This is a genomic window from Caulobacter sp. DWR2-3-1b2, from assembly GCF_049896345.1.
GTDB lineage: Bacteria > Pseudomonadota > Alphaproteobacteria > Caulobacterales > Caulobacteraceae > Caulobacter.
On record NZ_JAFCUC010000005.1, the window covers coordinates 23,262 to 36,934 of the forward strand.

13 protein-coding genes are annotated in these 13,673 nt (G+C 66.1%); 3 read left to right on the plus strand and 10 right to left on the minus strand.

Going from position 1 to position 13,673, the window contains the following annotated elements:
* Positions 1 to 176: 176 nt before the first annotated feature.
* Positions 177 to 2,261, plus strand: a complete 2,085-nt coding sequence (locus ACP694_RS13975) for a prolyl oligopeptidase family serine peptidase (protein WP_426013319.1) — start codon at positions 177 to 179, stop codon at positions 2,259 to 2,261.
* A 117-nt stretch (positions 2,262 to 2,378) separates the two neighbouring features.
* On the opposite strand, the gene ACP694_RS13980 is transcribed toward ACP694_RS13975, so the two are convergent.
* The 6 genes from ACP694_RS13980 to yajC form a co-directional block, all read right to left on the minus strand.
* On the minus strand, positions 2,379 to 3,107 hold the full coding sequence (locus tag ACP694_RS13980) for a squalene/phytoene synthase family protein (RefSeq protein ID WP_426013321.1): 729 nt from the start codon (positions 3,105 to 3,107) through the stop codon (positions 2,379 to 2,381).
* 83 nt (positions 3,108 to 3,190) lie between these two features.
* Positions 3,191 to 3,805: a urate hydroxylase PuuD gene (locus ACP694_RS13985; RefSeq protein WP_426013322.1), complete on the minus strand. Its 615-nt coding sequence runs from the start codon at positions 3,803 to 3,805 to the stop codon at positions 3,191 to 3,193.
* A 72-nt stretch (positions 3,806 to 3,877) separates the two neighbouring features.
* The gene (locus ACP694_RS13990; protein ID WP_426013781.1) at positions 3,878 to 4,231 is read right to left on the minus strand and encodes an Mth938-like domain-containing protein; all 354 of its coding nucleotides are present in this window, start codon (positions 4,229 to 4,231) and stop codon (positions 3,878 to 3,880) included.
* A 2-nt stretch (positions 4,232 to 4,233) separates the two neighbouring features.
* Positions 4,234 to 5,184, minus strand: coding sequence for a protein translocase subunit SecF (secF, locus tag ACP694_RS13995; RefSeq protein ID WP_426013323.1), 951 nt, complete (start codon positions 5,182 to 5,184; stop codon positions 4,234 to 4,236).
* A 9-nt stretch (positions 5,185 to 5,193) separates the two neighbouring features.
* Positions 5,194 to 6,795, minus strand: coding sequence for a protein translocase subunit SecD (secD, locus tag ACP694_RS14000; protein WP_426013324.1), 1,602 nt, complete (start codon positions 6,793 to 6,795; stop codon positions 5,194 to 5,196).
* Between the two features lie 73 nt (positions 6,796 to 6,868).
* Positions 6,869 to 7,174: a preprotein translocase subunit YajC gene (yajC, locus tag ACP694_RS14005; protein ID WP_426013326.1), complete on the minus strand. Its 306-nt coding sequence runs from the start codon at positions 7,172 to 7,174 to the stop codon at positions 6,869 to 6,871.
* A gap of 153 nt (positions 7,175 to 7,327) precedes the next feature.
* Here yajC and ACP694_RS14010 point away from each other — a divergent pair, with 153 nt between their 5' ends.
* On the plus strand, positions 7,328 to 8,167 hold the full coding sequence (locus tag ACP694_RS14010) for an ATP-binding protein (RefSeq protein WP_426013328.1): 840 nt from the start codon (positions 7,328 to 7,330) through the stop codon (positions 8,165 to 8,167).
* An 18-nt stretch (positions 8,168 to 8,185) separates the two neighbouring features.
* The gene (locus ACP694_RS14015) at positions 8,186 to 8,434 is read left to right on the plus strand and encodes a hypothetical protein (protein ID WP_426013330.1); all 249 of its coding nucleotides are present in this window, start codon (positions 8,186 to 8,188) and stop codon (positions 8,432 to 8,434) included.
* Between the two features lie 146 nt (positions 8,435 to 8,580).
* Here ACP694_RS14015 and ACP694_RS14020 read toward each other — a convergent pair whose 3' ends face one another.
* The 4 genes from ACP694_RS14020 to serS all read right to left on the minus strand — a co-directional run bounded on the left by ACP694_RS14020 (position 8,581) and on the right by serS (position 13,610).
* The gene (locus tag ACP694_RS14020; RefSeq protein ID WP_426013331.1) at positions 8,581 to 10,488 is read right to left on the minus strand and encodes a LysM peptidoglycan-binding domain-containing protein; all 1,908 of its coding nucleotides are present in this window, start codon (positions 10,486 to 10,488) and stop codon (positions 8,581 to 8,583) included.
* Between the two features lie 101 nt (positions 10,489 to 10,589).
* The gene (locus ACP694_RS14025; RefSeq protein WP_426013783.1) at positions 10,590 to 11,246 is read right to left on the minus strand and encodes a protein-L-isoaspartate(D-aspartate) O-methyltransferase; all 657 of its coding nucleotides are present in this window, start codon (positions 11,244 to 11,246) and stop codon (positions 10,590 to 10,592) included.
* Positions 11,246 to 12,055 (minus strand): 5'/3'-nucleotidase SurE, encoded by an 810-nt coding sequence (surE, locus tag ACP694_RS14030; protein ID WP_426013333.1) that lies wholly within the window; start codon positions 12,053 to 12,055, stop codon positions 11,246 to 11,248. The genes ACP694_RS14025 and surE overlap by 1 nt, the downstream gene beginning before the upstream one ends.
* A gap of 100 nt (positions 12,056 to 12,155) precedes the next feature.
* Positions 12,156 to 13,610, minus strand: coding sequence for a serine--tRNA ligase (gene serS, locus ACP694_RS14035; RefSeq protein ID WP_426013335.1), 1,455 nt, complete (start codon positions 13,608 to 13,610; stop codon positions 12,156 to 12,158).
* Positions 13,611 to 13,673: the final 63 nt, after the last annotated feature.

Sequence of the window (13,673 nt, forward strand, 5' to 3'; positions counted from 1 at the left end):
CTGTTTACCGAGTTGTTTTTCATGGCTTTTCTGGCCATTTCACCGCCATTTTCGCGCCGCATTGCAACGCTCGGCGCGGGGCCCGGTAAAGTTCTGCGTTAGGTGTGGCCTAGGGAGCACGCTCTCGCTAGGCTTCCGCGACCTTCCGGCGCCATAGCCTCGTGGATACTGCTTCGATGACAAAGACCTTGCGTACAGCCGCCTCGGCCCTCGCCCTTTCGCTCGCGGCCTTCGCGGTCGCGCCGGCCGCCTTGGCCCAGGCCCGGGGCTTTACCGCCAAGGACATGGTCAACCTTGAACGGATCAGCGACCCGCGGGTGTCGCCGGACGGCCACTATGTCCTCTACAGCGTGCGGACGATGGACTACGCGGCCAACAAGGCGTCGGTGTCGCTGTGGATCGTCGACCTGAAGGCGCGCATGGCCCCGCGTCGGCTGGCTATCTCCGACGGCGGCGTCTCCAGCGGGCGTTGGTCGCCGGACGGCAAGGCGATCTATTTCGTCTCGGGACGGACAGGCGGCCTCGACCAAGTTTATCGCACCGATCTGGCGGCCGAAGCCGCGACCCAGGTGACCAAGGCCCCGTTCGACGTTGGCGTGTTCAAGATCGCGCCCGACGGCAAGAGCTTGGTCATTTCGCAGGCCGTGTTCCCCGACTGCGACACATTGGACTGCACCAAGGACAAGCTTGCGGCCAAGGGCGCGGCCAAGACCACCGGCGTGGTCTACGACAAGCTGTTCATCCGTCACTGGGACACCTGGGCGGACGGTCTTCAAAACCATCTCTATGCCCTGAAGCTCGACGACCAGGGCCTAGTGAGCGGCGCGCCCGTCGCCCTGATGAACGGCTTCAACGGCGATACGCCCACCAAGCCGTTCGGCGGCGACGAGGACTTCAACATCACGCCCGACGGCAAGTCGGTGGTGTTCTCGGCCAAGCTCGCCGATCGCGAGGAGGCGTGGAGCACCAATTATGACCTGTGGCGGGCGCCGCTGACTGGCGCCTCGGCTCCGATCAATGAAACCGAAGCCAATGAGGCGATGGATTCCCAGCCCACCGCCTCACCGGACGGCAAGACGACGGCTTGGCTGGCCATGAAGCGTCCAGGGTTCGAGGCCGATCGCATGGCGATCATGGTTCGTGAAGGCGACAAGGTTCGCGAGATGAGCCCGACCTGGGATCGCTCGGCACAGTCGATCGCCTGGAGCGCGGACGGCAAAACGATCTACACGACCGCCGAGGACGTGGGTCAGACCAAGCTGTTCGCCGTCGACGTGAAGTCCGGCAGGGTCATGGCCCTGACCGGCGAGGGCCATGTCAGCGCCTTCGGCCTTGGTGGCGGCACGCTGGTTTACGCCCAGGACGATCTGAAGGGTCCAGCCCAGCTCTACGCGATCTCGACCACCAAGAAGGGCGAGGCGCCGATCAAGCTGACCAACAACAACGCCGAGGCCCTGGCCGGCGTGGCCATGGGCGAGACCGAGCAGTTCAGCTTCCCCGGCTGGAACGGCGAGACCGTGCACGGCTACGTCGTCAAGCCGGCCAATTTCGATCCGGCCAAGACATACCCCGTCGCCTTCCTGATCCACGGCGGGCCGCAGGGCAGCTTCGGCAACCTCTTCCACTATCGCTGGAACGCCCAGACCTATGCCGGGGCCGGCTACGCCGTCGTGATGATCGATTTCCACGGCTCGACCGGCTACGGCCAGGCCTTCACCGACGCCATCAGCCAGCATTGGGGCGACCGGCCGCTGGAGGACCTTCAGAAGGGCTGGGCCTTCGCCACCGGCAAGTACAGCTTTCTCGACAAGGACCGCGCCTGCGCCCTGGGCGGCTCGTACGGCGGCTTCATGGTCAACTGGATCGCGAGCCAGTGGAAAGAGCCGTGGAAATGCCTGGTCAATCACGACGGCATCTTCGACAGCCGCTTCATGGGTTATTCGACCGAGGAGTTGTGGTTCAGCGAGTGGGAAAACGGCGGCCCGCCCTATGCGGCCAACACCACCTATTCGAAGTTCAATCCCGCCGACCATGTCGATCAATGGAGCGTCCCCACGATGGTGGTCCAGGGCGGCCAAGACTTCCGCGTGCCCTTGGAAGAAGGCATCGGGACGTTCACCGCCCTGCAGCGCAAGGGCGTTCCGAGCAAGCTGCTCTACTTCCCCAACGAAAACCACTGGGTGCTGAAAGCCCAGAACTCGGTGCAATGGCACGCCGAGGTCCTGCAGTGGTTGGACAAATGGACCAAGACGACGCGCTAGAGCATTTTTCGAGCGAAGTGGTTCCGGTTCGCGTGAAGAAAAATGCGTCAAAACAAAAGATTAGAGCTCACGGCCTGACGCAGTCAGGTCGGGAAATGCTCTAGCCCGCGCCCGCGATCAGACCCGGCCCGTCGCCACCGCCCAGGTGAGACGGGCCTGGGTTTCCAGGACGCCCAACGTCCGGCCGCCGGTCTGGGCCTGCGCCAGCGCGGCCAGCGCGGCGGCCGGGAACGCCGCCACTGGCAGGGCCCTCAACTCGCCGCGCGCCTTGGCCAGCGCTTCGGCGATCCGGCCGCGGACCTCGGACTGGGTCCAGTCCGAAGGCAGTCTGCCAGCGCCCACCTGCTTCAGCCGCCATAGCCCCGCCAAGCCGTAGGCCCGGGCCGCGCTCTTGACCGCGTGAAGGTCGCTCTTGGGATCCAGCCGCCAGGCGCTGAGCATCATGACCGCGCCGGCCGTGGCGTCCACATAGGCCAGGGTTTGGCCCTCGTCCTCGAAGGGCGCGGCGTCCAGATCGGTCAACCGGGCTTGCGCCATCTCCGCCAGGGCCGTCAACGGATAGCCAGCAGCGACCACGGCTTCGACCGTGGGATGTTTGCGAGGGGCCTGGCCGGCTGCGACCTCGTCCATGGCCTCGCGCCACCAGGTCAGCCGAATCTCGCCCATTAAGGCGTTGGTGACCCCGCCGGCGACACGGGCGAGTTCGTAATTGAAGGCGTACAGCGCCACAACGTCGGCGCGGGCCTTCGAGTCCGCGACGAATCGGCTGGCCAGCCAGCGGTCGGGATCGACGCGGCGCACCAAATTGTCGAGATCGGTGTCGGGACCGGTTTCGGAAATCGTCATGGGCGCGGCTTATGCGCCGCATTGCCCAAAAGCAAAAGGCCCGCCGATCTGGCGGGCCCTCTCCAAGCGATGCGGCGAACCGATCAGCCGAACAGCGTCTGGTACATGGTCATGCAGACCAGCATCGGGATGCTGAGCAGGGTGTTGATTCGCGAGAACAGCATGGCCATCCTGGCGGCCTTGGCCTTGGCGGCGTCATCGACCACGACAATGCCCAGGGCGCGCTTCTGGTTGGGCCAGATCACGCCCCAGACGTTGAGGAACATGATCGTCGCTAGCCACATGCCCACGCCGATGAAGACGAAGCCCATGTCCGAGCCCGGCGTATAGCCGCCCCACAGGCCCAGCGTCGCGGCCTCGCCTAGATAGCCGCGGCTATAGGCCAGGATCACGCCCATCACCCAGGTGGCCAGGGCGGCCCAGCGGAACCAGAACAGCGCCTCGGGCGCGATATACTTGCTGATTGCCGGTTTCAGCTCGGCCGGGATCTGCGGCATCACGCGGATCTGCACGAAGTTGAAATAGTAGAGCAGCCCGATCCACAGGATGCCGAAGAACACGTGCATCACCCGGAAGACAGCGCTGAAATAGGCGTCGTCGAAGCCGTGCGGGCTGTGCCCAAAGCCAAACGCCATGACCAGCGCGAGGATGACGCTGAGGATGATGGTGTTGCGAAAGTTCGAAAGAAGTCCGGTCATTTTCAGCCCCCTGAAGTTCCAGCCCTGAACCTCAGGTATAGGCCTGTTCGCCGTGTCGGCAATAGGCGCCGCCTAGACCGCGATCAGCGCCGCCGCCAGCCGACGACCTTCGCTGGCCAGGACGTTGTAGGTGCGGGCCGCGCCCTCGGTGCTCATGAATTCCAGACCCAGGCCTGCAGCCTTCAAGGCGTCGCGCACCGAGCGCGGCGGCAAGGCGTTGACCAGCCCGCAGCCCAGCAGCACGAACTCGACCGCCCCGCCCGCCGCGAACACCTCGGCGAAGTCGTCGGGCGTCAAGGCCGCCAGGCTGGTGGCGATCCAGGGCTTGGGCTGATCGTCGATGATCAGCAACGAGCCTGGACGCCAATCGCCGGAGACGCGGAAGCCGCCGCCGCCCCAGGCGTCGACCGATGGCGGCTGCCGCAACATCAGGGACGCGTGCCGGCGCCGAGCTTGATCGGCGTGGCTTCCTCGTCGCCGCGCTTCACGCCCCAGACCAGGATCAGCGGCAGGGCGATATAGACCGACGAATAGGTGCCGATAATGATGCCGAAGGTCATGGTGAAGACCAGGGGGAACAGCACCGGGCCGCCGAACACCATCGTGCCGCCCAGCGCAAGAAGCGCCGTGGAGCCGGTGATGATCGTCCGCGACAGACGTTCGTTCTCCGACAGGTCGATGATGTCGCGCAACGGCGTGGTCTTGTACTTGCGCAGGTTTTCCTTGAGCCGGTCGAAGGTAATGACCTTCTCGTTCATGGAATAGCCGATGACCGTCAGCAGGGCGGCGATCGAGGTCATCGAGAACTCTATCTGGAGCACCGACAGCAGGCCCAGGGTCAGAAGGATGTCGTGGAACACGGCGACCACGGCCCCAAGGCCGAACTGCAGCTGGAAGCGGAACCAGATGTAGCCGAGCATCAGCAACAGGGCGATGCCCAAGGCCTTGAAGCCACCCAAAAGCAGCTCGCCCGAGACCTTGGCGCCGATGACGCTGGGGGCGGGCATGGTCATGCCCGGAAACTTCGCGATGATCGCCTTCTGGACCCGGCTAGCCTCGGCCATGGCGTTGCCGCCCTCGGTGGGCAGGAAGCGAATCATCGCCGCGTTGGGCGAGCCGAAGTTGTCCTGGACCTGCACGTCGTGCGCGCCGGTCGCCCGGGCGACCTTGCGCAGTGCGTCGCCCGAGATGGGCGTGGGCATGCGCGCTTCCATGGCGACGCCGCCCTTGAAGTCGATGCCCAGGTTCAGGCCCTGGGTGAAGAACGACACGCCGGAACCGGCGATCAGCAGGAGGGAGATCGCCGCAGCGACCGGAGCCCACTTCACGAACCGGAAGTGGGTCTGGCGGGGAATCAGACGGATGAGGGGCCAAGCCATGATGTGGACCTACGCGATCGGCAGCTTCTTCGGCTTGGTGACCTTGAACCACCAACCGATGAGCACTTGAGTAATGATGATGGCGGTGAACACCGAGGTGAACACGCCGATCGACAGCGTCCAGGCAAAGCCCTTGATGGGCCCGGACCCGAAGCCGAACATGATCCCGGCCGAGATCAGGCTGGTGATGTTGGCGTCCATGATCGAGACCATGGCCCGGCGGAATCCGGTGTCGGCCGCCGACATGGGAGATCGTCCCGCCGCCGCCTCGTCGCGCATCCGCTCATAGATCAGCACGTTGGCGTCGACCGCGACGGCCAGGGTCAGGATCAGGCCGGCGATGCCGGGGAAGGTCAGGGTGGCCTGGGTCATTGACATGATGCCGATGATCAGCAGAACGTTGACCACCAGGGCGATGGCGGCGAACACCCCGAACAGTCCGTAGGCCAGAATGATGAACACGAACATCGCCGCCGCGCCGACGGCCAGCGAGATGGCGCCGGCCCGGACGGCGTCGGCGCCAAGCTCGGCCCCCACGGTGCGCTGTTCCTCAAGGTTCAGCTTGGCCGGCAGGGCGCCGGACCGCAGCAGCAGAGCCAGGTTATTGGCGCTTTCCGCCGTGAAGCTGCCGGTGATCTGGCCCGATCCGCCGGTGATGGCGCTCTGGATGGTCGGCGCCGAGATATACTTGTTGTCCAGCACGATGGCGAAGCGCTTACCGATGTTGCGCGCCGTGGCGTCGCCAAACTTCCGGGCGCCCGGACCGCCGAAGCGGAAGGCGACCACGGCCTCGCCGCTCTGACCGTCGAATTGCTGGCTGGCGTCGACAAGGTCCTCGCCCGTCACCAGGGCCCGCTTGGCCAGGGCCAACGGCGGCATGCCTGGCTCGGCGCCTGGCAGGACCACCACGCCCGGCGGAACGCGGCCCGAGGCGATCTCCTCCGGCGTCACCGAGTCGTCCACCATCTGGAAGGTCAGCTTGGCCGTCTGACCGATCACCGCCCGCAGACGATCAGGGTCGCTTTCGCCCGCCGCCTGGATCGAGATCCGATCCGTCCCCTGGCGGGTGATGGTCGGTTCCTTGGTGCCCAGGGAGTCGATCCGGCGACGAATCGTCTCGATCGACTGCTCCACCGCCTTGGCGGCGTCGGCCCTGGCGGCCTCGGCCACGAAGCTGAGCTCCAGTCGCCCGTCGCCCTTGTCGCTGATCGTCGTGTCGCGGCCGCCGATCGCGCCTTGGAGGGGTCCGCCAACATGCTTGCGCAGCAGGCTGACGGCCTCGCCCGCCTTGGCCGGGTCGGCGATGCGAACTCGAACGATCCCGCCCGACTCGCCCAACTCGCTGAAAGCGATCTGCTCGTTGCGCAAGGCGGTCCGCACATCCTCGACCATGTTGGTCAGGCGTTCGGCGCGCAAAGCGTCGGTGTCGACCTCATAGAGCAGGTAGGACCCGCCCTGCAGGTCGAGGCCGAGGTTCAGCTTCTGATGCGGAACCCAGCCCGGAAGCGCGTCGAGCGTCCTCTGCGGCAGCATGTTGGGCAAGGAAAAGACGATGCCGAAAATCACCGACAGGATGACGGCGGTGACTTTCCAGCGGGAGAGGGTCAGCATGGATTACAGGCTCTAGACGACGCCCAAAGGCGTCTCGTGGTGGGCGGCGCCCCGTATTCAGCGCGGAGGGGTATCAGCTCTTGGGGTCGTTGGCCGGGGCCGGCTCGCCCTTGGCGCGGATATCGGTGATCATGCTCTTGACGACCTTGACGGTGACGCCCTGCGCGATCTCGACGCCGACCTCGGTGTCCTCGACCCGGACGATCTTGCCCAGCATGCCGCTCGACAGCACGACATTGTCGCCACGCTTCACGGCGGCGATGGCGGCGGCGTGTTGCTTGGCGCGCTGCTGCTGCGGGCGGAGGATCAGGATGTAGAACAGCCCAAACAGCATGACGGGCATGCCAATCATTTGGATCAGTTGGCTCGGGTCGTTCATATCGGCTCCACGAAAGTCTAGCTGGCGTCCCGCTCAAATAGGGGGTCGACCAAGTCGGCGGAAGCTATGCGTTCACCTCCTCTTTTGCAATGACGGCTCACGTTTCGGCGACGGCCCTTTTATAGGGGCCTTCGGGGGTCTAGGAGGCAGGCCATGAATGACGCCGCCACAGCCCTTCTCGCCCGCATCGCCGACGCTTTGGAGCGCCTGGCGCCGCCCGCACCGATGCCGGCGTCCTTCGACGCCGCGCGGCTGTTTCGGCACGCGGCGTCGAAGGACGCCTTCGTACCGGCCCCCGACTATCCGATGGCGCTGGACCTGCTGATCGGTGTGGAACGGCAGAAGGATCGCTTCGTAGAGAACCTGCGCCGCTTCGCCGTGGGCCTGCCGTGCAACCACGTTTTGCTGTGGGGCGTGCGCGGCACGGGCAAGAGTTCGCTGACCAAGGCCGCCTTCATGGTGCTGGCTGCGGAATATCCGGCCTTGAAGCTGGTCGAGGTCGATCGCGACGAGGTCACAGCCCTGCCCCCCCTGTTCGACGCCTTGCGCACGCGGTCGGAGCGTTTCGTCGTTCTGTGCGACGACCTGTCGTTCGAGGATGGGGCTGCGGCGGCCAAGGCCTTGAAGTCGGCGCTGGAAGGCGGCGTGGCCGGTCCGCCGGAAAACGTGCTGTTCGTCGCCACCTCCAACCGCCGCCACCTGATGCCGCGCGACCATGTCGAGGCCCAGGGCGCGATCGCCTCCGCCGAGAATGCCGAGGAGGAGATGAGCGTCTCCGACCGCTTCGGCCTGTGGATCGGCTTTCCGCCTATGGACCAGCCGACCTATCTGCTGGCCATTCACGGCTACGCCGAGCGCTTCGGGCTGAAGGTGGAGAATCTCGACCGCCGCGCCCTGCAGTGGTCGCAACTCCGCGGCGCCCGCTCGGGCCGCGTCGCGTGGCAGTTCATTCGTGACCTTGCCGGGGAGCTGGGTGTAAACTTGCCCGCGTAACCCCTTCGGAGACCCGTCATGGGCAAGCCCTGGTTTCGCGTCAAACGGTTCGGCTACGGCGCTGGCCTGCCGGTCAGCTGGGAAGGTTGGGCCGTTCTGGCCGTGTTCCTCATCCTGATCCTGGCCATTTCGATGCTCGGCGTGGCCTACAGCGTCAGCCACCCTGTGGCCTATGCTGCGGCGATCATCGCGCCTTCGATCCCTCTGCTCTGGATCGCGTGGCGCAAGAGCGACAAACCCTGGAAGTGGCGCAACGGCGGGGATTGAGGCTCTCGTTCCTCCCCCTGTGGGGGAGGCGATCGCGCAGCGATCGGTGGGGGGAGCTTCAGGATCTTCGGCGCGTGTAGCCGACGGCCAATCCCTCCCCCCTCCGTCGGCTTCGCCGACACCTCCCCCACAGGCGGAGGAAGGGTTTAGCGCGGCAGAACCAGGCCCGGATCCACCGGCCGCGCCTTGTCCTTGGGCGTCGGGGCGTAGCGGACCTCGAAGTGCAACTGCGGTTCTGTAACGCCGCCTGTCTGGCCGACCGCGCCCAGGGTGGCGCCTTGCGAGACCTGCTGACGCATCTTGACCTCGGTGGTCGACAGGTGGGCATAGGCCGTGACCCAGCCGTCGCTGTGCTTGACCAGGACGAGATTGCCGAAACCCGGCACCTGGTTGCCGGCATAGACCACCTCGCCGGCGGCGGCGGCGCGAACCGGCGTGCCGGCGGCGGCGCGGATATTGACGCCGTCATTGCGCTGGCCAGTCCCCTTGGGGCCGAAGTCGGAGATCGTCACGCCCTGCAGCGGCCAGACGAAGCGTCCACGACCGGCGGCGGTGATCTCGGCCTCGGTCGGCGGCGGGCTGCTGCCGATGATCTGGCCCGACGACGGCGGCGGGGTGACCGGCTGAGCCGCGACGGGTGCGCTCGGGCGCGGATAGCTCTGCGAGGGCGACGGCGTATAGGGGCGCGGGGCCGAAGGCATGTAGGGCTGCGGGGTGGTCGTGGCGGCGGCCGGAGGCACATAGATCGGAGGCGGCGCGGCCGGGCGCGGCGTAACAGGACGCGGCGCGGCGGGCGCGGCCGTCTTCACGACGGTCTTCAGCGGGCCCTTGTCCTTGTAGCCGGACGGCAGGCGCAGCTTCTGACCCTTTTTGATCGTGGAGCCGACCTTGATGTCGTTCTCGTCGGCCAGGGCCGCCGGCTTGACGTTGAAGCGCTTGGCGATGTTGCTCAGGGTGTCGCCGCTGTTGGCGACATAGGCCTTGGCCGTGGTCGCCGGGCCCTTGAGCTTCTGGCCGGGCTGGATGCGGTAGGGCGCCTTGAGGTTGTTGTCCTCGACCAGGTCGGCGCGTGTGGTGTCCAGGCCGCGGGCGATGGCGTCGATCGCATCGCCCGACTTGACAGTGTAGCTGCGGCGCGGGCCGGCGACCTCGACGACAGGCCCGGTGACGCTGACCGTGGTGGTCGTGGTCGAACGAGCGGGCGCGCTCCCGGACTCGGACTCCGATACGGTTTCGGTCATGCGCGAAGGTGTCGCGGCCGAAGGCGAATAGGTCGGAGCACTGGTCTGGACCGGCGCGCGGGTCGGGCCGGGCGTGGAGGTCGCGCCTTGCGGGACCGGCTGCAGCACCGTGGTTCGGGTCGGGCCCTTGTCCTTGTAGCCGGACGGCAGGCGCAGCCTTTGGCCCTTCTTGATCGCGGCGCCGGAGGACAGGTCGTTTTCGTCGGCCAAGGCGGCGGCCGTGACCGAGAAACGCTTGGCGATGGCGAACATCGTGTCGCCCGTCTGGACCAGATAGGCCTTAACGTCCCTGCCCTCTGGCCCCTTCAGCACTTGGCCGGGCCTGATGCGGTAGGGCGACTTGAGGTCGTTGTCCTTGGCGAGATCCGCGCGGGTGGTGTCGAGGCCGCGGGCGATGGCGTCGATATTGTCGCCGGCCTTGACCTTGTAGGTCTTGGGCGGGCCAGGAATCGCGACGACGGGGCCACCTACGGTGGTGATCACCACGGGACGGGCAGCCGTCGGGGCCGGCCGGTATTCGACGGGCGGCGGCTGGGGGGCTTGGTAAGACGGCACGGGCGGCAGCGACTGGCTGGACACTCCGACGCTCGGCGAGGGGGCGGACATGCCGGACAAGGGTTGGTCCTGGCCGGGAGCCAGCGTCGGGCCCTCGGGCTGCTGGTTGGCGATCGGGGCCTGGACAATCGGGAAATTGGGCGTGGCGCGACCGTCGCTGTCACGAACCGGATACTGCGCCCCGCCCGTGCTTTCGCAGGCCGCGAGGGTTCCAGCCGTCAGGGCGATCACCGCCGCGCGCGTCCACAACTGCCGCATAGCCTCTCCTTTGCCTCGCGAGGCTTCAGTCGCCGCCGCAAGGGTAAACCAACCATTAAACATCACGCGCCGCGCCGAGAACCCGACACCATCGCCCCGCGCTATTCGCGGGCGACGCCGTCCAGGATCGGGACGAAACGCACATCGCACAGGACTTCAACGGTGAAGCCCCCCTTACCGTCGCCGGCATAGCGGCGAAGGCTCTGCACCGGCCCCTTGCCCACCGGCGCCACCAGGACGCCCTGGGGCTTCAGTTGAGCCAGCAGAGTCTCGGGCTCATCTTGAGCGGCGGCCGTGACCAGAATACGGTCAAACGGAGCCTGCTTGGGCCAACCGTCCCATCCATCCCCAAATTTCGTGATGACATTGGTCAGGCCGAGCACCGCGAAGCGCGCCTCGGCCTCCTTCATCAGGGTTCGGTAGCGCTCGATCGTATAGACCAGGCGCGAAACGCGGCTGAGCACGGCGGTCTGATAGCCGGAGCCGGTGCCGATCTCCAGCACCCGGCAGCGGGGCTCAAGCGTCAGGGCCTGGGTCATCAGGCCGACGATGAAGGGCTGGCTGATGGTTTGGCCGCAGGCGATCGGCAGGGCCGAGTCTTCCCACGACCGTTCCTTGAACAGGTCGGGCGTGAACAGGTCGCGCGGGGTCTTCTCGATGGCGGTCAGCACGGCGGGATCGGTGACGCCCTGGGCGCGCAAGGCGGCCATCAGGGTTTTCAGCCGCGCCTCGGGCGTGTCCGTCTTGGCCTGAACCATCACGCGCCCATTTCCGCCGGGGTCAACTCTCGTTTCGGCGGCGAACCGCCGAGCAGGCCCTTCATCGCCGCGACGGTGACGTTGTGGGTCAGGTCGATATGCAGCGGCGTCACCGAGATGCGGCCCTCATAGACGGCTTTCAGGTCGGTGCCCTCCACCGGGACGGACGGCGTTGAGACGAAGCCGGTCCAGTAATAGTCGCGACCGCGCAGGTCGGTCCGCTTTTCCATGCTCCGCATGTGCGAGTCGCGGAAGCCCTGACGAGTGACCTCCACCTCGGTGACGCTTTCGGGAGCAACAGCGGGGAAGTTGACATTCATGATGACGTCGGTGGGCCAGCCGATCTCCAGCAGGCGCTGGATGATGCCTGGCCCGAAATGCTCGGCGGTCTCCCAGTGGGCCAGGACCTCGTCGTGGAAATAGGTCATGGCCTGGGACAGGGCGATCGAGCGGATGCCGTGGCTCATGCCCTCGATGGCGGCGGCCACGGTGCCCGACAGGGTGACATCCTCGGCCAGGTTCTGGCCGCGGTTGACGCCCGACAGCACCAGATCCGGCTTGGCGCCCTCGATCAACTGCTGCACGGCCATTGACACGCAGTCGGTCGGCGTACCCTCGACGGCGAAGCGGCGCGGGTCGATGCGGCGCACGCGGATGGGGTCCGACAGGGTCAGGGCCCGGCCGGCGCCGGACTGCTCGTATTCCGGAGCGCAGATCCAGATGTCGTCCGACAGCACGCGCGCGATACGCTCCAGGCTTTCGAGACCCGGCGCGTGGATGCCGTCGTCGTTGGTGAGCAGGATGCGCATTCCTACAAACCGCTCATCCCGGCGAATGCCGGGACCCAGGTGAAGCCCGCGAACCGCTCAGGATGGATCTGGGTCCCGGCATTCGCCGGGATGAGCGGAATCATTGAGCGCCCCCAATATGTGTCACCCCACCCATGTACGGCACCAGCACCTCCGGCACGGTGATCCGCCCCGTCTCGTCCTGATAGTTCTCCAGCACGGCGACCAGGGTGCGGCCAACCGCCAGGCCCGAGCCGTTCAGGGTGTGGACGTATTGCGTGCCCTTCTCGCCGGCCTTCTTGAAGCGGGCGTCCATGCGGCGAGCCTGGAAGTCGCCGCAGTTGGAGCACGAGCTGATCTCGCGATAGGTGTTTTGCGATGGCAACCAGACCTCGAGGTCATAGGTCTTGCGCGCGCCGAAGCCCATGTCGCCGGCGCACAGCAGCATGGTGCGGAACGGCAGCGCCAGCGCCTTCAGCACCGCCTCGGCGCACCCTACCATGCGCTCGTGCTCGGCCTCGGACTGGTCGGGCGTGGTGATCGACACCAGCTCGACCTTGTAGAACTGATGCTGGCGTATCATGCCACGCGTGTCGCGACCGCTGGCCCCGGCTTCCGAGCGGAAGCTGGGGGTCAGGGCGGTCATCCGCAGCGGCAGTTCGGTCTCGTCGGTGATCTGCTCGCGGACGATGTTGGTCAGGGAGACTTCGGCGGTGGGGATGAGGAAGTGACGTGTATCGGCATAGCTCGTTGCGAGCTGCCGCGCAGAGACCTTATCCAGGTATTTCTGAATTTCTGCGGCTAGCGCGACATCATCATCATCGACCTCGATGTCGCCCAACGCTTCCAATTCGAACGATTTTTTGAGAACTTTCACTTCAGTGGCGAAATTCCCGTGAGTGGAAAATAAATCCTCTTCAAACTTCGGCAGTTGGCCCGTGCCAAAAAGCGCATTCGATTTCACAAGAAGCGGCGGTGACACTTCGATGTAGCCGTGCTGCACAGTCTGCATATCCAGCATGAACTGACCCAGCGCCCGTTCCAGTCGAGCGATCTGCCCCTTGAGCACCACGAACCGCGCGCCGCTCATGCGGGCGGCGGCTTCGAAGTCCATGCCGCCGAGGGCCGCGCCGAGATCGACGTGGTCCTTGGGATTGTTCAGGCGACCGGCGGGCAGTTTAGACGCGTCGCCCCAGCGGCGAATCTCGACATTGCCAGCCTCGTCCTCGCCCAGCGGCACGTCGGCGGCAGGGATGTTTGGGAGGGCCGCCAGCAAATCCGTCAGTTGTTGAAGAGCAATCCCTTCCCGTCCGCCGGCTTCAGCCATCACGCCCTTCAGCGTCTCGACCTCGGCCATCAGGCGCGCGGCCTCGGCCTCGTCCTTCCTGGCCTTGGCCATGCCGATCAGCTTGGAGTTGTCGTTGCGCTTGGCCTGGGCCTCTTGCAGCGTCCTCTGCGAGGCCCGCAGTTGAGCGTCCAGCGCCACCGCCTCGGCGGCCGCGCCCGAGCGGCCCTTGGCAGACCAGGCGGCTTCGAAGGGTTCGGGATTGTCGCGGATGGCCTTGATGTCGTGCATCGGAAACGCTCGGAGGCAGGTCGTTAAGAAACGACCTCTCTAAGGCGCGTCGGCGGGGGCGCC

Coding starts and splice junctions, on each gene's coding strand:
- ACP694_RS13975 (WP_426013319.1), top strand. CDS start 177: ATGACAAAGACCTTGCGTACAGCCGCCTCGGCCCTCGCCCTTTCGCTC.
- ACP694_RS13980 (WP_426013321.1), bottom strand. CDS start 3,107: ATGACGATTTCCGAAACCGGTCCCGACACCGATCTCGACAATTTGGTG.
- ACP694_RS13985 (WP_426013322.1), bottom strand. CDS start 3,805: ATGACCGGACTTCTTTCGAACTTTCGCAACACCATCATCCTCAGCGTC.
- secF (WP_426013323.1), bottom strand. CDS start 5,184: ATGGCTTGGCCCCTCATCCGTCTGATTCCCCGCCAGACCCACTTCCGG.
- secD (WP_426013324.1), bottom strand. CDS start 6,795: ATGCTGACCCTCTCCCGCTGGAAAGTCACCGCCGTCATCCTGTCGGTG.
- yajC (WP_426013326.1), bottom strand. CDS start 7,174: ATGAACGACCCGAGCCAACTGATCCAAATGATTGGCATGCCCGTCATG.
- ACP694_RS14010 (WP_426013328.1), top strand. CDS start 7,328: ATGAATGACGCCGCCACAGCCCTTCTCGCCCGCATCGCCGACGCTTTG.
- ACP694_RS14015 (WP_426013330.1), top strand. CDS start 8,186: ATGGGCAAGCCCTGGTTTCGCGTCAAACGGTTCGGCTACGGCGCTGGC.
- ACP694_RS14020 (WP_426013331.1), bottom strand. CDS start 10,488: ATGCGGCAGTTGTGGACGCGCGCGGCGGTGATCGCCCTGACGGCTGGA.
- ACP694_RS14025 (WP_426013783.1), bottom strand. CDS start 11,246: ATGGTTCAGGCCAAGACGGACACGCCCGAGGCGCGGCTGAAAACCCTG.
- surE (WP_426013333.1), bottom strand. CDS start 12,055: ATGCGCATCCTGCTCACCAACGACGACGGCATCCACGCGCCGGGTCTC.
- serS (WP_426013335.1), bottom strand. CDS start 13,610: ATGCACGACATCAAGGCCATCCGCGACAATCCCGAACCCTTCGAAGCC.